Origin of the sequence: Komagataeibacter oboediens, assembly GCF_003207815.1 — a bacterium.
In the GTDB taxonomy this organism is placed as follows: Bacteria; Pseudomonadota; Alphaproteobacteria; order Acetobacterales; family Acetobacteraceae; genus Komagataeibacter; species Komagataeibacter oboediens.
Map to the genome: position 1 here is coordinate 1 of NZ_NKTX01000047.1, position 17,153 is coordinate 17,153.

The window sequence follows — 17,153 nt, forward strand, 5'->3', positions numbered from 1 at the left end:
GGTACCTGCATCCCTACTTGTTGCGTGAACCTCAATGTGGCCAGTTCTACAGGTGTTCACTCCAAGCGTACGTAAAATACACTTTCGTGTCGTGATCCCTACATGACCGCGATACGCTGGTCCATGCCGGTGAATTTTCGGACATGGTGGTATCGGTCCATCAGGGGCTGGAATTCCCGGCCATAGAAATGGGGCGGCAGGTGCATGCGGGCGACCATGCCCGTGCTGTTCTGGCGGAGGTCTCGATCCTTGTGACCCGTCTTGTCGGTCTGTCCGGCGGGGCGGAGCGGGTGGTGCTGGCGGATGATGGGGCGCTGGCGGACACGCGGGGGCAACTGCTGCATTTATGCGACCGGCTTGCGGCCTGTCGGCTGAAATCCGGCGCGCTGGATGCCGTGCACGATCAGGTGGTGCACCTGCGCGCCCTGTTCGCGCGGCGTGCGGCGCATGGCAGGCAGGAAATGGACCGCATTACCCATGGCGTGCTGGCGGCGACAATGGTGGATCTGGAAACGGCGCTGGACCACTGCCATGCCATTTTCAGCCCGCCGCCGCATGACCGCTTCCGGTTTCATCTGGGGGGACACCGCGATATCCGGCTGGCGTTTTATAACGGGTTGCGGGGGGCCGCGGCCATCATGCTGGCGGCTTTTGTATATGAATGTACGGCATGGCCCGGTGGCATGGGGTTCATTGCCATTACCACGCTGGTCTGCGGCCTGTTCGCCACGCGTGAAAACCCGGTCGTGGGCACGACCCGCTTCCTGTCGGGGGCCGTGTGGTCAGCCATCGCGGCGGGCAGTCTTGATTTATGGATACTGCCTTACCTGACGGACTATGAGGAATTCGCCTTCGTGCTGGGCATATTCCTGTTTGTGGGCGGGCTTGCCAAATGCAACCGGGGCACGGCGGGGGCCGCTGCGGCGTACGGGCTGCTGATGCCCAACCTGCTCATGCCCGGGAACCAGAGCCGGGTGGATGAAGTCACGTTCCTGAACGGCGCCTTCCATACCGTGCTGGCGGTGGGGCTGAGCGTGCTGGTGTTCCGGCTGGTCCTGCCATTCCGTGCGCGGGATGAACGGCTGCGCTTTGGCATGCATATACGTGGTGAACTGCGGCGGCTGTGCCTTGTCCCCCTGCCACCGTCGCCCCAGTGGTGGATTGGCACCAGCGTGGACCGCATCGGGCGCATGGTGCGCCATGCAACGCACGAAAAGGATACCACCGCTGCATCCGGTATCCGGCTTATGCTCATGTTTTCGTCCGTTGGCCTGAATATTCTGCTGCTGCGCCAGCTCAAGCAGCAGCGGCGCGATACGGTGTCAGACGTGATTACCGCGCTGCTGCGCGCGCTGGTGCGTTACCGGCCCGTCAGCCCGCGCGGCATAGCCGTGGTCCGGGCCACGCGCCGGCGGCTGGCCCGCATGGAAAAGGCCGATCCCGGCAATGGCAGACTGCTGGAGGTCCTGGCCTGCCTTGACGGGATCAGCCGCACGGCGACCGCCTGTGTTGCCGCCATGGCGGCGGGAGTGGAATAATCCCTGTTATATCGGGGAACCGACAAACGGTTTCGGGTGCCGTCTTTTTGCAAAAAGACGGTGTTCTACTGAAGCTTTTTGAACAGAGCGCCACCAAAACCCTATTTTGTTTTTTCAGCCCTTTTTCCGACGCGGCTGGGGCAGGGGATAACGGCTTTCCCATCCACCGCCCAGTGCACGATACAGATGCGTGACGGAAGTCGAGACCGCGACATCCGCCTCGATCAGGCGTGACTGCGTATCCAGCAGCCGGTCCTGCATTTCCAGCACGTTCAGGAACGCGGCCGAACCTTCGGTATACTGGCGCTGTGCGGTGCGCACGGCAATCTGGTTCTGGTCCACGGCGGCGGCCAGCCGGTCGCGCTGGTTCTGGGCCGATGACAGGTCGGCCATCGCGTCATCGATTTCCTGCCATGCCTTGAGCATCGTGCGCTGCAGCATGATCGCGGCCTCCTTCTGCTGCGCCTTGCGCAGGCGAAGCTGCCCCGTCAGCCGTCCACCCTCGAATATGGGAAACGTCGCGGTCGGGCCGAAACCGTACTGGCGCGATGCCCAGCTTCCCAGCCCGCTGAACTGCAGCGCCTGCACATCCAGACTGCCCGACAGGGTCACGCGCGGGAAGAAATCGGCAATGGCGACGCCAATGCTGGCGGTGGCGGCGTGCAGCCGTTCCTCCGCCATGAGGATGTCAGGCCTGCGTTCCGCCAGTTGGGAGGGCAGGCCCGCCGGAATGTCACGCGGCACGGGCGGCACGCCCCCCCCCGGCCCAAGGCTTTGGGTCAGTGCGCCGGGTTCGCGCGCGACCAGAAAGCTCAGTGCGTTGAGCAGGTGTGCTTCCTGATCCTGCAGGACCGGCAGGCGGGAGCGGAACTCCTCGTACTGCCCTGCCGCATCGGCCATGTCCATGCGCGTTGCCGCCCCTTCGTTCAGGCGGCGCGTGGTCAGGTGCAGCGTGCGGCTGGCCAGGTCGATGTTCTGCCGGACAATGGCCATGCGTGCCTGCACGCCACGCAGGTCAAGGTAGTCCTGCGCCGTTTCCGCCATAAGTGAGACCAGAAGCCCGCGACGCATGTCTTCGGTCGCGTGCATGGCGGCGGTGGCGGCTTCGACCTGACGGCGCACATGTCCCCACAGGTCCACCTCCCATGATGCGCTCATGCCATACTGGGGCAGGTTGAAGGACGGGTTGCCGATCGATCCGGGCATGGCCGTGGGGCCGAAGCCCTGCGTGCCGCTGGCGATCGTGCCCGCCCCCTGCTGTTCCATGGTGCCCAGCAGGCCCAGCACGCCATTGGTGCTGGCGCGTTCGCGGGCATAGGACGCATTGGCTTCGGCATGGGGAAACTGCGCGGCACTTGCAATACGGCGTTCGGCCATGCTCTGGGCGAAGCGCCACGATGCGGCCTTCAGGTCAAGGTTGTCCTGCGCCACCTGTGCTTCCAGCGCGGTCAGGGTGGCATCATTGAAAATGGTCCACCATTGCGCGCCAATCGTGGCGTCAGTGACGTGGCTTTCGGCGGGCGGCAGGCTGTCATGCCATGCGGCAGGTGCGGGCTGCGGCCTGCGGTGGTAATTGGGGCCGACCGTGCAGCCGGTGACCAGCAGCGCGGTCATGCCACAGGCCAGCAGCGCCCGCGCGCGGCGGGGGGCCTGCATGGTGGCGTTACTGCCAGGCATAGCGGGCCTCCGTCGCGTGGGGGCCGTCCGGCGGGATGATGGTATCGATCCGGGCTTCGACCGACATGCCAACTCGGACCAGTCCCGCCAGCTTCTGTCCGGGGTCGAACACCAGCTTGACGGGAATGCGCTGCACTACCTTGGTAAAGTTGCCGGTGGCGTTGTCCGGCTGGATCGGGGCAAAGGCGACGCCGGTGGCGGGTGCCAGACTGTCCACATGGGCATGCAATGGATGACCGGGGAAGGTGTCGACCCATATGGTCGCGCGCTGCCCGGTGCGGACATGGGTCAACTGCGTTTCCTGAAAATTGGCCAGAACGTAGGCCGCCTGTGTCGGCACCACCGCCAGCAGGGCCGTGCCCGCATGGACATAGGCGCCCACGCGCACGCCACGCTCACCAACCACGCCTTCGACCGGGGCGGGAATGGTGCAGTAGGACAGGTTCAGCCCCGCCGTATGTTCACGCCCGCGTGCCTGTTCCAGCGCACCCTGCGCATGCAGCAGACGCGCGTGCAGGACCGCGACCTGATCGGTTTCGGCTTCGACCGCCGCGTTGTCATGGTCCAGGCGGGCCTGCGCTTCCAGAAGGCGGGCGGCGCTGTCCTGATTCTGTTCCAGCGTGCCGGACCCGTCTGCCGCCAGGTTGTGGTATCGCCGGGCATTCTGCCGTGCAAAGACAAGCTGCGCCTGATCTGCGCTGACGCTGGCGCGGGCCTGCGCGATCAGGGCCGACTGGCGCACCAGTTCGGCTTCAAGGTTCGCCACGTCCCCCTGTGCCGCCTCGCGTTCACCCGTGGCGGTTTCCAGTGCGGCGCGGTAGTCTTCGTCCTCGATATGGGCCAGTTCCTCGCCGGGGTGGACGGCCTCGTTATCCTGCGCAATCACGCGGTCGATACGGCCGGGTACCTTGGGCGCCACGGTGGTGAAATCCGCCGTGACATAAGCATCGTTGGTATATTCGCTGGTGCCATTGCCCGATACCAGCCGGTCGGCGGTCCAGGCGGCCGCAAGCAGGACAACGACCGTGGCACCAGCGAGGATGATGGGTTTCTTGTGGGGCATTGTTTCGGACCCGATCATTCAGTGCGCGGCGGGTGCGGGGACCGGCGCACGCGGGGGGTAGACGCGTCCGGGCAGGATGGCCGCCAGGACAAGGAAAAAGGCACAGATCCACATGACCAGCAGGTAGATGTCCGCCAGCGCCAGCACGGTGGCCTGTTCATGCACATAGGTATGGAAAATCTGCAGTGCGTTGCGCGCCACATGCCCGGCATCGGGCGATGTGGCCGCGATCTGCCCGGAAATGGGATCGCCCATGCCCGACAGCGCCGTGCCATGCGTGCCGTGAAGGTCCAGCAGCATGGTGGAATGATACTGCTCGCGCCGGCGCAGCATGACTTCGAACAGGGCGGTGGCAATGGCGTTGGCCATGCCCTTGAGCATGTTCACCATGCCCGAGATCATTGGTCCGTCCGCAGGCCCCAGCCCCAGTGCGGCCAGCATGAGGGTGGGAATCACCACCATCGGCTGCCCGAACACCTGGAGGATCTGGATGACCAGGAAATTGTCACGCACCCAGTCGGGCGTCAGCCACGTGCCCAGCCATGCCGCGACCCCAAGGCATACAAGGCCGATGGCCAGCACGTACCGGCAGTCCACCGCACGGATGTTGCATATCGCCGCCGTCAGCGGCAGCAGGACCAGTTGCGGCAGGGCCACGACCAGCGCGACGGGGGCTGCCTGAACAGGGCGGTAGCCGCGTATGTCGGCAAGGTAGGTGAACGGGATTTCCGTCATGAGCCCGCAGATCATGAGGGACGCCACCAGCGTCAGCAGCGACATGGCGATGTTGCGATTGCCCCAGAACTGGATGCGGAAGAATGGGCTGTGGTGGAACCATTCATGCGCAAGGAAGGCAATGAACAGCGCCCCGCCCCAGAATGTCAGGTGCGTGATGACGGGGGAGCGGAACCAGTCCAGCCGGTCCCCCTGATACAGTACGGTCACCACGCACATGATGGCCGGAACCCCCAGTATGAAGCCGCGCCAGTTGAAATTGCGGAACCGTTCCCAGTGCGACGGATCGCGCGGCAGTCCCCACCCGATCATGAGGACCGCGACCGCGCACAGCGGCAGCGTTTCCCAGTACAGCCACCGCCAGCCGACATGTTCGAACCACATCGCCTCCAGCGGGCCGCCAAGGTTGGGGCCGAAGGTGGCACTCATGGCATACCCGCCAATGCCGAATACCCGCAGCGGCGCAGGCAGGTATTTGAGCATGACGGTCATGAGGATGGGCGGCAGGCACCCCGCCGACAGCCCCTGCACCGCACGGAGGATGCATAGTGTGGTCATGTCGGGCATGTAGGGCGCGGGAATGGCCAGAAGCCCCAGCAGTGCCGTCATGAACAGGGTAAAGCGGTAGATGGAAAACGTGACGTAGAACCACGGCGTGAACGCCATCGCCGCGATGTTGAAACATTCATAGATGGAAATGAACCACGTTCCCTCGTCGTGGCCGATATGCATGGCCCCACGGATATCGGGCAGGCCGATTTCCGTGATGTGTTCGTTGAAACCGGCGACATGCACGGCCAGCAGCACCCCAAGGCACCCCACGACCGTGCGGATGCCAAAGGGCGGAATATAGGAAGGGGGAGCGTGGGCGGCGTTCACATTTATCTGTCCCGATGGGAAAACGGGCACATGATCGGCGCGGGGGGCGTGCGCGAATACCCATGATCGCGTAAGGTGACACCTTCATTTTACGGATTGGTCAAATCCGTTTTTTCAGGATAATCGGGACGATCGCGTTCCGGTTTGCATGGTGGGGAAGATACGCAGGGGTATGAGGAAACGGTATGATCTCGACCTGCTGCGCAGCCTTCAGGCCCTGATCGAGGAAGAAGGCGTCTCCCACGCCGCACGCAGGCTGCAGATGAGCGAGGCCGCCATGAGCCGCAGCCTCGCCAAGCTGCGCGTGGTCTTTGGTGATCCCATCCTTGTCGCGTCGGGGCGCAGGCTGGTTGCAACGACGTTTGCGCTGGGTATCCGTGAACGGGTGCAGGCGCTGGTTGAAAGCGCGGACTCCCTGCTGGAGGAGCAGGACACCCTCGACCTTGCGGGCCTGTCGCCCCATTTCACCCTGCGGGCCAATGACCTGATCGTGGGGGCGTTCGGTGCTGAAATCCTTGCGGCGCTGCGGCGCGACTGCCCCGGCTGCACCATTACCTTTGCCCCGGAGACGGATGAAGAACCCAGCAACGACCTGCGTGAAGGGCGGATCGACCTCTATCTGGGCGCATCCGATGACATGCGTTCGGAAATACGGCGCCAGAGCATTTTTCCCACCTCGTTCAGGGCACTGGTGCGTGCTGGGCACCCCATTCTGGCCGAAGGGATCACCCCGGCCTCGGTCGCGCGGTACGAACATATAAGTGTCTCGCGCCGGGGGCGGCCGCACGGGCCGATCGATACGGTGCTGAAGGAGCGTTTCGGGCTGAAGCGCCGGGTCGTGATGGTCGTTCCCACCTATTACGCCATGGTTGAAACGCTGCGTATGACGGACATGATCCTGCCACTGCCGGGTATCGCCATCGATTACCTGCCCATACGCTCCATGCACCTTGAGGAATTCGAGTTCCCGTTCGACCTGCCCCCGGTGCATTCGTTTCAGGCATGGCACCCCCGGCGCGACAGCGACCCGGTGCATCGCTGGCTGCGCCAGACGGTGTATCAGGTCGTGCGCCAGCGTGGGGATGTTCCGCCTGACGGGTTTTCCCCCGCCCCGGTGCTGGCGGGGGGATAGGGGTTACTGCCCGTAGCGCACGACGCCCAGATCCTCGTACGGGATTTCGGGCATGCGGTTCGACATGATGTCCGCCAGAACCCGGCCCGATCCACAGGCCATGGTCCAGCCCAGCGTGCCATGCCCGGTGTTGAGGAACAGGTTGTCATATTTCGTGCGGCCGATGATGGGCGTGCCATCGGGCGTCATCGGCCGCAGTCCGGTCCAGAACCGGGCGGCGGGAATATTACCGCCACCGGGGAACAGGTCGGTAACCGAATGTTCCAGCGTCTCGCGCCGTGGCGCGCGCAGCTTCGTGCTGAACCCGGCCAGTTCCGCCGTGCCGCCCACGCGGATGCGTTCGCCAAGGCGGGTAATGCCGATCTTGAATGTCTCATCCATGATGGTGGAGGCAGGGGCCTGTTTTTCATTCACGATATCAGCGGTCAGCGAATATCCCTTGACCGGATAGATCGGCAGGTCCAGCCCGAGGTGGCGTACCATGGCTGGCGAATAGCTGCCCAGTGACAGGACATATGAATCCGCCACCATCTGGCCACGGCTGGTCTCGATCCCGGTAATGCGGCCGCCATCGCTGGTCATGGTGCGGATGCGGGTATCATAATGGAAGGCCACACCCGCCTTTGCCGCCAGCGCGGCAAGACGCTGGGTAAACAGGAACGCATCCCCCGTCTCGTCACCCGGCAGGCGCAGGCCACCCACGATCTTGTGCGCTGATGTGCCCAGCCCCGGTTCGGCCTTCACGCAGCCTTCGCGCGTCAGTATTTCGTAGGGCACGTTGTACTGCTCAAGCACGCGGATGTCCCCCGCAATGTCATCAAGCTGCTTTTGCGTGCGGAATACCTGCAGCGTGCCCTGCTGTCGGTCATCATAGGTGATGCCGGTGCTGGTGCGCAGTTCCATCATCATGTCGCGGCTGTATTCAGCAATCCGCACCATGCGCCCCTTGTTGCGGTCGTACGCGGTGGCGGTGCAGTTTTCCAGCATCTGCACCAGCCATTTCCACAGATGCGGGTCGGGCATGGGCCAGAATACGAAGGGGCGGTACTTCATCAGCAGCCACTTGATCGACTTCAGCGGCACGCCCGGTCCCGCCCATGGCGACGAATACCCCGGCGAGACCTGACCCGCATTGGCGAAGCTGGTTTCAAGGCCGGCTTCAGGCTGGCGGTCCACGACCGTGACCTCGTGTCCGGCCTGCGCAAGGTACCATGCCGATGTCACACCGACGACACCGCTACCCAGAACGATGATTTTCATTACACAGTTGCCTTCCCTGGCAGGTGGAAACGTATCACGCCGCCTGTGTCAGGTATGCGCGATGGAAACGGGATCCCAGCGCCGTCAGCACCTCGTAGCCGATGGTGCCGGCGGACCGGGCGACATCATCCACGCTGCGGCGTGGGCCGATCATGTCCACATGCGTGGCGCGCGCCATGACGCTGTCGGGCACATCTGTCACGTCGACTGTGGTGGAATCCATGGAAATGCGGCCCAGGATCGGCAGCCGGTATTCTCCCAGCCAGGCACAGCCGCCGCCATCGGCGCCGTGGCGCAGGAAGCCATCGGCATAGCCAATGCCAAGCGTCGCGATCCGGCGCGGCCCGGTGGCCCGCCATGTCAGGCCATAGCCCACGCCGTCGCCTGTGGTGATGGCGCGGCGCTGGACAATGCGCGCGGCCAGCCGCACCGTGGGGCGCAGGGGATTGGGCGCGTTTTCGTTGGGCGCCAGCCCATACAGGGCGGCACCGGGCCGCACGAGGTCGAAATGGTAGTCCGGCCCAAGGAAAATCCCCGATGAGGCCGAAAGCGCCAGCGGGGCTGTGGGCAGGCGGGCCGCCATGGCGCGCAGGCGGTCGCGCTGCATGGCGTTGGCCGGGCTGGCTGGGGTATCGGCACAGGCAAGGTGGCTCATCACCAGCCGTGTATCGATACCATCCAGCAGGTCCGGACGGGCCGACAGCGTTGCAATATCCGTATCGGACAGGCCGAAGCGTGACATGCCGGTATCAACCTGCAGGGCTGCGGGCAGGGGCGTGCCCGTCCGGCCCGCATGCGCATGCCACCCGGCGATCTGTTCCATGCTGTTGAGTACCGGCAGCAGGTCATGATGCGTAAATTCGGCTTCGGTGCCTGGCATGGGGCCATGCAGGACAAAAATGCGTGAGGAGCGGGAGATGCAGCACCGCAGGCGGATGCCTTCCTCCAGATGGGCGACGAAAAAGGTATGTGCGCCAGCCTGTTCCAGCACGGGCGCGACCCGGTGGGCACCCAGCCCGTAGGCATCTGCCTTGACCACGGCCGCACATGTGGCCGTGCCCGTGCGCGCGTCGAGCAGACGGTAATTCGCGGCAATGGCCCCAAGGTCGATTTCCAGCATCGCGCCCGCACCGGGTTCGGCCCACCCGGTCGCATGCGGGGGGGAAGGCAGTTCGGACATGGGGCGGGCACTCCATCGGGCTGGTGGAACAGGTTGATCGTATGCTGACAGAAACAGAATGTCCTGTCGTTTAAAGCAATTTCATGCAATTACGGATCATCTGTACGCAATTATATACGAAAAAAAGCGGAAAATTCACCATGGCATTCGACCGTCTGACAGACGCCATACTGCGCCACCTTCGCCATGATGGCCGAATCAGCAATGCCGACCTGGCGCAGAAGGTTGGCCTGTCCCCGTCCGCGTGCCTGCGGCGGGTGCGGATGCTGGAAAAGGATGGGGTGATCCGGGGGTATCGCGCGCTGGTGGATGAGCGTTCGGTCCATGGCATGACCACCGTGATCGTGCAGATCACGCTGGAACGCCAGACGGAGGAATGCCTGCGTCGGTTCGAAGCCCGCGTGCGCGAATGCGCCGACGTGCGTGAATGTTACCTGATGACGGGCGATGCCGATTATCTGGTTCGTGTCGAGGCACGGGACGCGGCTGATTATGAACGCATTCATAAGGAAGAACTGTCGCGCATGCCCGGTGTGGCCCGGATCCAGAGCAATTTCGCCATCCGCACCGTGGTGCAGCGTTAGGCTGCGGATTCGAAAATATCTCTTTGATAAATAGAGATAAAAGCTTTTGGGTGCCGCCTTTTTCAAAAAGGCGGCGTACCCGCTAAAGTGATGAAAACCGCTGGATCACGAAGCATCACGATAATTTGCCTGCGGTTTGGGGCGCATTCTGGCCCGGACAGGCGCCCGGGGCAGGCGGGACCTGCCCCGGGCTGTAGCGTAAGGGATGGAAGGGATTACGGCACGGGCGGGATGACCGGGCTGCCCTGACGCGGAATGAACGGGCGGATCAGGAACTGGTAGCAGCTCGCGCCGATCACGCCGCCTGCCAGCGGGCCGATGATCGGCACCCACCAGAAATTGTCTGGCGAGGGCAGGGCGGACCCGCCCCACCCGGTCAGGAAGCAGAACAGGCGTGGCCCGAAGTCACGGGCAGGGTTGATGGCCCATGCTTCCAGATAGCCCGAGCACGCGCCAATGCTGGCCACCAGCAGGCCGATGATCAGCGCGCTGGAATTGGCCTGCGGGGCGACGGTGTTATATTCGCAGGTGATCGCGAAGATGCCGCCGACCAGCAGTGCGGTCAGGATGGTTTCATCCACGAAGGCATGGAATGGCGTGATGAATTCGCCGGGATGGGTGAAGAATACGCCCGCCGCCCCGCCATCGGCGCGGGTCAGGCCGTGCAACTGGTTGTAATGGTCTATGACCGGCTGGTACAGCGTATAGACAAGGGCCGCCCCCAGAATACCCCCCAGTACCTGTGCCACGCAGTAAGCGGGCACCTTGCGCCATGGAAAACCACGGTAAAGCGCCAGCGCCACCGATACGGCAGGGTTGGCATGCGTGCCCGATACACTGCCGGTCACGTAAATGGCGATGGTGACACCCAGCCCCCAGACAATGGACACCCCCCAGTAGGAAAGCTTGTAGGGGCTGGGATCATACAGGGTGTACATGGCGGCTACGGAATCGCCGATCAGGACAATGATCATGACCGCGATGCATTCCGATATCAATTCGCCCAGAAACTGTCGGTTCTTCAGCATTTTAACCCACTTTATTCTTTTATTATCGTTCGATGGGAATGGGCTGTCCGCCTTGTGGCGGTTTTCCTGCCCTGCCATGTTCTTAAACGAACATTTCTGGGTGGGGAAGAGGCGTGCGCGCGGACCGGGTCGTGAGGTTCTCCTTTTTCCATTTATTTCATTATTTCCATTTATTTCATTATATGACATGAAATATCTCCAACCTGCCGGATTCTGGGTCTGTCGTTCTGCCATATGCCGGGCAGCGACAGGGGCATCGTGTCAGGCCGTGCTGTGCGTTTTCGCACATGCACAAAAACCGCCCTGACAGATAAATACCGGCAGGTGGCGAATTTATGGCTAAAACCGGCAATATTTATGCATAAAACATGTCCTGAAATATCCGGGTTTGATGTGCGCTTTCCCTATTGAAACGCTCATGATGTTCGTTTACGAACATGTGTATCAGGAGGAACATCTACCATGGCGTCCAAGGACGAAACATTCCGCACCCCCGCGGTACAGGGCGGTCCGCTTGACCTGCTGGTCGTGGGCGGGGGGATTAACGGCACGGGCATCGCGCGCGATGCCGCAGGGCGGGGCGCATCCGTCCTGCTGGTCGAACAGGACGACCTTGCCAGCTACACGTCATCCGCCAGCACCAAGCTGATCCATGGCGGTCTGCGCTATCTTGAATATTATGAATTCCGTCTGGTGCGCGAAGCACTGATCGAACGCGAACGGCTGCTGCGCATTGCGCCGCACATTATCTGGCCCATGCGTTTCGTGCTGCCCTATACCCCGCAGGCGCGGCCTGCATGGATGCTGCGCCTTGGCCTGTTCCTGTACGATCACCTTGCGCCCAACATGACGCTGCCCAAGTGCAAGTCGCTTGACTTCCGCACCAACTCGGCGGGCAAGCCACTCAACGGCACGCTGGCGCGTGGCTTTGCCTATTCCGATGGCTGGGTGCAGGACAGCCGCCTTGTCGTGCTTAACGCCATGGATGCACGGACGTATGGCGCGGACATCCGCACCCGTACCCGCCTTGTGCAGGCCCGCCGGGTGAATGGCCTGTGGGAGGCCGTGATCGAGAACACGCGCGATGGCAGCCAGACCACCGTTCACGCGAAGGTGCTGGTCAATGCCGGTGGCCCGTGGGTAAGCGAAGTGCTGCGCGAACGCGCGCAGGTCGATTCCGACAAGAACGTGCGTCTGGTCAAGGGAAGCCATATCGTGGTGCCGCGCCTGTTTGACGGCCCGCAGGCCTATATCCTGCAGAATCCGGACAAGCGTATCGTGTTCGCCATTCCGTATGAGCAGAAATTCACCCTGATCGGCACGACCGACGTGCCATGGACGCAGGCCCCCGGCCGGGTCGAGATCTCGCCTGAGGAAATCAGCTACCTGTGCGACAGCGTCAGCCGCTATTTCACCAAGCCGGTCACGCCTGATGACGTGGTGTGGAGCTATGCCGGTGTGCGTCCGCTGTATGATGATGCGGCCAAGAATGCCTCCGCCGTGACGCGTGATTACGTGCTGGATGTTGATACACAGGGCAACCAGGCGCCGATGCTGTCCATTTTCGGGGGCAAGATCACCACCTACCGCCGTCTGGCCGAACATGCGCTGGAGAAGCTGCAGCCCTTCCTGCCGGTCCTGTCCGCGCCGGGCTGGACTGCGGACCGGGTGCTGCCCGGTGGCGATCTGGGTGAGGGCGGGTTCGATGGCGCCGTCAGCCGCCTTGCGGCAAAGGCCCCGTTCCTTGATGCGCAGCTGTGCTGGCGTCTGGTGCGTAACTACGGCTCCCGCGCGACCGAGATCGTGGGTGATGCCTGCAGCATGGCCGATATGGGTGAACAGTTCGGTGGCGGCCTGACCGCGCGCGAGGTGGAATACCTGATCGCCAGCGAATGGGCGCAGACGACCGAGGACATCCTGTGGCGGCGTTCGCGTATGGGCCTGCATGTGACCGATGAAGATGCGGGCCGCCTTGACACCTACCTGCGTGGCCGCCAGCCGGTCGCGGCAAAATCGGCTTCGTGACAAACAGGCCGTGGGCGTAACATCGCCCACGGCCAGAACCTGTATCCGCCCGTCCGGGCAGGAGAAGATAATGAACAAGAAGAACAGAATTCTCGCTATCGATCAGGGAACGACCTCGACCCGCAGCATCGTGTTCGATCGTGATATTACGGCGCTTTCCGTCTCCCGCACTGAATTCGCCCAGCATTATCCCAACCAGGGATGGGTGGAACATGACCCGGAAGAAATCTGGTCCAACGTACTGTCCACTGCGCGCGAAGCCATTGAAAAAGCCGGTGGCCCCGGCGTGATCGCGGGAATCGGCATTACCAACCAGCGCGAAACCATCGTGGTATGGGATCGGGAAACGGGCAAACCGGTCCACCGCGCAATTGTGTGGCAGGACCGGCGGACCACGTCCGTGTGCGCGCGCATGCATGAAGAAGGGCATGAGGCGCTGGTGCGCGAACGTACCGGCCTGCTGCTGGACCCGTATTTCTCGGCTACGAAAATCGCATGGATCCTCGACAATGTCGAAGGCGCGCGCGCGAAGGCCGAACAGGGCAGGCTGGCCTGTGGCACGATCGACAGCTTCCTCCTGTGGCGGCTGACGGGTGGGCGGGTGCATGCCACCGATACGACCAATGCCGCGCGCACGCTGCTGTTCAACATCCATACCTGCGCGTGGGATGATGACCTGCTGGCGCTGTTCAACGTGCCGCGCGCCATCCTGCCCGAAGTGCGCACCAACAGCGAAATCTTTGGCGAGACCGAAGCCGACCTGTTTGGCGAACCGCTGAAGGTCGCGGGCATGGCGGGCGACCAGAATGCCGCCATGGTCGGACAGGCCTGCTTCAGGCCCGGCACGGCCAAGGCGACCTACGGCACGGGCTGCTTCGCGCTGCTCAATACCGGGACCACGCCGGTCGAATCCGAAAACCGCATGCTGACCACCATTGCCTATCGCATCGGGGATGAGACGACATATGCGCTGGAGGGGTCGATTTTCGTGGCTGGTGCCGCCATCCGCTGGCTGCGTGACGGGCTGAACCTGATTACCCATGCTTCCCAGACCGATGACATGGCCACCCGCGTGCCGCACAGCCACGGGGTGTACATGGTGCCTGGCTTTGTTGGCCTTGGCGCCCCCCACTGGGACCCCGATGCCCGTGGCCTGATCTGCGGGCTGACGCTGGATGCGACGGCGGCCCATATCGCGCGGGCGGCACTGGAATCGGTGGCATACCAGACGCTGGATCTTATGGATGCGATGCATGAGGATGGTGGCGAGGAACTGAGCGCACTGCGTGTTGATGGCGGGATGTCGGTCAATGACTGGTTCTGCCAGTTCCTTGCCGATATGCTGCGCACGCCGGTTGAACGGCCAAAACAGGTCGAGACAACCGCCCTTGGCGCTGCCTTCCTGGCGGGACTGGCGACAGGAGTATGGAGCAGCATCGCCGAACTGGAGGGCACCTGGAGCCGCGGTCAGCTGTTCCGCCCGACAATGGACAAGGCCCAGCGCGACAGTATGGTGGCCGGGTGGCATGTGGCGGTGCGCCGCACCCTCAGTTCCACCGTTGCCGCGTAACCTATGAATAGCGAAGAAGACAGGAAAAGTATTTCATGACCTCCATCCGGCAGAATCCCTATCAGGTTACGGATCGCAATCTTGCCCTTGAACTTGTCCGCGTGACGGAAGCGGCCGCCGTGGCCGCATCGGCATGGACCGGCCGTGGCCTGAAGAATGAAGCCGACGGCGCGGCGGTGGAGGCCATGCGTCGCGCGTTCGATACGGTGGCCATCAACGGCACCGTGGTGATTGGCGAAGGCGAGATGGACGAGGCCCCGATGCTGTTCATCGGGGAAAACGTGGGCGCGGGTGGCCCCGGCATGGATATTGCCGTGGACCCGCTGGAAGGCACCAACCTGTGCGCCAAGAACCTGCCCAACGCGCTGACGGTCGTGGCGTTGGCGGAAAGCGGCAACTTCCTGCACGCCCCTGACATCTACATGGACAAGATCGTGGTTGGTCCCAACCTGCCTGAAGGCGTGGTTGACCTGGACAACAGCATCGAAGCCAACCTCAAGGCCCTGGCCACCGCCAAGAAATGTGCGGTGTCCGACCTCATGCTGTGCACGCTGGACCGTGAACGTCATGAGGAACTGATCACCCGCGCCCGTGCTGCCGGCGCGCGCGTGACGTTGCTGAGTGATGGTGACGTGGCTGCGGCCATCGCCGCCTGCCTTGATGATAGTGAAATCGACATCTACGTGGGGTCCGGCGGCGCGCCGGAAGGCGTTCTGGCCGCTGCCGCCGTGCGCTGCGTGCATGGGCAGATGCAGGGCCGCCTGCTGTTTGAAGATGATGCGCAGATTGAACGTGCGCGCAGGATGAACCCGGGCGCGGATCCTTCTCGCAAGCTGGCGCTGGAAGACATGGCGCGGGGCGACGTGCTGTTTTCGGCCACCGGTGTTACGGGGGGCGCCCTGCTGCGCGGTATCCGCCGCAGCGGGATCCGCACGGTCACGCATTCGCTGGTCATGCGTTCCAAGTCCGGTACCATCCGTTTCGTGGAGGGCCATCACGACTACCAGACCAAGACCTGGTGAGCATTTCATCCATTGCATAACAACAATAACAGGCAATAGAGGAACGACATGACCGACAAAGCGACCCCGGCGTCCGACCGGCTGGGACTGAAGCCCGGCGTGGTGACGGGCGCGGATTACCGCCGTCTGGTTGAAACCTGCCGGGACGAAGGCTATGCCCTGCCGGCGGTAAACGTGGTGGGAACGGACAGCATCAACGCCGTGCTGGAAGCCGCCGCCCGCAACCGTGCCGATGTCATTATCCAGCTGTCCAACGGCGGCGCGCGTTTTTACGCGGGTGAAGGCATGAAGGATGCGGATCAGGCCCGCGTACTGGGCGCCGTGGCCGCGGCCCGTCATGTCCATACGGTGGCGGCGGCCTATGGCGTGTGCGTGATCCTGCATACCGACCATGCCGACCGCAAGCTGCTGCCGTGGATCTCGGGCCTGATCGATGCCAGCGAGGAAGCGGTCAGGGAAACAGGGCGTCCGCTGTTTTCCTCGCACATGATCGACCTTTCGGCCGAGCCGCTGGACGACAACATTGCCGAATGCGCTGCTTTCCTGCGTCGCATGGCCCCGTTGGGCATCGGCCTTGAAATCGAACTGGGCGTTACCGGCGGGGAGGAGGATGGCGTGGGCCACGACGTCGATGACGGCGCGGACAACGCCCATCTCTATACCCAGCCCGAAGACGTGCTGAAGGCGTACGAGGCGCTGTCCCCGCTTGGCTTCGTGACCATTGCCGCGTCTTTTGGCAACGTGCATGGCGTTTACGCGCCTGGTAATGTCAAGCTCCGGCCTGAAATCCTGCGTAATTCGCAGGCGGCGGTGGCGCAGGCCACCGGCCGGGGCGAAAAGCCGCTGGCGCTGGTGTTCCACGGTGGTTCGGGGTCCGAACAGGCCAAGATTACCGAAGCCGTGTCCTATGGCGTGTTCAAGATGAATATCGATACCGATATCCAGTTTGCCTTCGCCAGCAGCATCGGCCGCTATGTGCATGAACATGCCGAAGCCTTCAGCCACCAGATCGCACCCGGCACCGGAAAGCCCACCAAGAAGCTGTATGATCCGCGCAAGTGGCTGCGGGTTGGTGAGCAGGGGATCGTGGCCCGGCTGGAACAGTCCTTTGCCGATCTGGGGGCCACCGGGCGCAGTGTCGCGCGCGCCGTCTAGCAGCCTGTCGGGTTGGGGTACCCAGTGAAGGGGTAAGGTTGTAAGGTGGTGAGATGAGCAGTTTCATCCCGTTTGACCGGTCTCAGCCGTATCTTCTGCCGCCTGATCTGAAGTCGTGGCTTCCTGCTGACGATATGGCGCATTTCATTGTCGCAGCCGTTGAGCGGGTTCCGATGAGTGCGTTCTGCGTGCCAGTGCGCACGGGTGGCAAGGCACAGTACCATCCGCGCCTGATGCTGGCCCTTCTGATCTTCAGCTATGCGAACGGGTTGTTTTCCTCACGCCGGATCGAGCGGGCGACATAT

14 protein-coding genes are annotated in these 17,153 nt (G+C 63.0%); 8 read left to right on the top strand and 6 right to left on the bottom strand.

The features are described 5' to 3' along the window. Positions 1-143: 143 nt before the first annotated feature. A complete protein-coding gene (locus CFR80_RS13435) occupies positions 144-1,538 on the top strand; it encodes an FUSC family protein (RefSeq protein ID WP_258367810.1) in 1,395 nt (464 codons plus the stop codon). A 114-nt stretch (positions 1,539-1,652) separates the two neighbouring features. Here the strand turns inward: CFR80_RS13435 and CFR80_RS13440 are convergent, their stop codons facing one another. Genes CFR80_RS13440 through CFR80_RS13450 form a run of 3 tightly spaced genes read right to left on the bottom strand, consistent with a single transcriptional unit; the run spans position 1,653 to position 5,892 of the window. After that, positions 1,653-3,215, bottom strand: a complete 1,563-nt coding sequence (locus CFR80_RS13440) for an efflux transporter outer membrane subunit (RefSeq protein ID WP_181418229.1) — start codon at positions 3,213-3,215, stop codon at positions 1,653-1,655. Beyond that, positions 3,202-4,278 (bottom strand): HlyD family secretion protein, encoded by a 1,077-nt coding sequence (locus CFR80_RS13445; RefSeq protein WP_029329542.1) that lies wholly within the window; start codon positions 4,276-4,278, stop codon positions 3,202-3,204. Before CFR80_RS13445 ends, CFR80_RS13440 begins: the two co-directional genes overlap by 14 nt. An 18-nt stretch (positions 4,279-4,296) precedes the next feature. Continuing rightward, positions 4,297-5,892, bottom strand: a complete 1,596-nt coding sequence (locus CFR80_RS13450) for an MFS transporter (protein WP_010514924.1) — start codon at positions 5,890-5,892, stop codon at positions 4,297-4,299. A 172-nt stretch (positions 5,893-6,064) separates the two neighbouring features. Here CFR80_RS13450 and CFR80_RS13455 point away from each other — a divergent pair, with 172 nt between their 5' ends. Then, the gene (locus tag CFR80_RS13455) at positions 6,065-7,024 is read left to right on the top strand and encodes a LysR family transcriptional regulator (RefSeq protein ID WP_010514925.1); all 960 of its coding nucleotides are present in this window, start codon (positions 6,065-6,067) and stop codon (positions 7,022-7,024) included. A gap of 3 nt (positions 7,025-7,027) precedes the next feature. On the opposite strand, the gene CFR80_RS13460 is transcribed toward CFR80_RS13455, so the two are convergent. Beyond that, the gene (locus tag CFR80_RS13460) at positions 7,028-8,284 is read right to left on the bottom strand and encodes a D-amino acid dehydrogenase (protein WP_010514927.1); all 1,257 of its coding nucleotides are present in this window, start codon (positions 8,282-8,284) and stop codon (positions 7,028-7,030) included. Between the two features lie 34 nt (positions 8,285-8,318). Then, on the bottom strand, positions 8,319-9,464 hold the full coding sequence (gene alr, locus CFR80_RS13465; protein ID WP_010514928.1) for an alanine racemase: 1,146 nt from the start codon (positions 9,462-9,464) through the stop codon (positions 8,319-8,321). A 140-nt stretch (positions 9,465-9,604) separates the two neighbouring features. Here alr and CFR80_RS13470 point away from each other — a divergent pair, with 140 nt between their 5' ends. Continuing rightward, the gene (locus tag CFR80_RS13470) at positions 9,605-10,048 is read left to right on the top strand and encodes an Lrp/AsnC family transcriptional regulator (protein ID WP_010514929.1); all 444 of its coding nucleotides are present in this window, start codon (positions 9,605-9,607) and stop codon (positions 10,046-10,048) included. A gap of 215 nt (positions 10,049-10,263) precedes the next feature. Here CFR80_RS13470 and CFR80_RS13475 read toward each other — a convergent pair whose 3' ends face one another. Continuing rightward, a complete protein-coding gene (locus CFR80_RS13475; protein WP_010514931.1) occupies positions 10,264-11,076 on the bottom strand; it encodes an MIP/aquaporin family protein in 813 nt (270 codons plus the stop codon). 462 nt (positions 11,077-11,538) lie between these two features. On the opposite strand from CFR80_RS13475, the gene glpD reads away from it, so the two are divergent. The 5 genes from glpD to CFR80_RS13500 form a co-directional block, all read left to right on the top strand. Then, a complete protein-coding gene (gene glpD, locus CFR80_RS13480; protein ID WP_110507525.1) occupies positions 11,539-13,101 on the top strand; it encodes a glycerol-3-phosphate dehydrogenase in 1,563 nt (520 codons plus the stop codon). A gap of 70 nt (positions 13,102-13,171) precedes the next feature. Next, positions 13,172-14,671 carry a glycerol kinase GlpK gene (glpK, locus tag CFR80_RS13485; protein ID WP_010514934.1) on the top strand — a complete coding sequence of 500 codons (1,500 nt, stop codon included), beginning with the start codon at positions 13,172-13,174 and terminating at the stop codon, positions 14,669-14,671. A 35-nt stretch (positions 14,672-14,706) separates the two neighbouring features. Continuing rightward, complete coding sequence (glpX, locus tag CFR80_RS13490; protein WP_010514935.1) at positions 14,707-15,693, top strand: class II fructose-bisphosphatase; 987 nt, start codon at positions 14,707-14,709, stop codon at positions 15,691-15,693. 48 nt (positions 15,694-15,741) lie between these two features. Continuing rightward, complete coding sequence (gene fbaA, locus CFR80_RS13495; RefSeq protein ID WP_010514936.1) at positions 15,742-16,848, top strand: class II fructose-bisphosphate aldolase; 1,107 nt, start codon at positions 15,742-15,744, stop codon at positions 16,846-16,848. A gap of 53 nt (positions 16,849-16,901) precedes the next feature. After that, the coding region (locus CFR80_RS13500) for a transposase (protein WP_181418230.1) at positions 16,902-17,153 on the top strand (252 nt) is incomplete at its 3' end.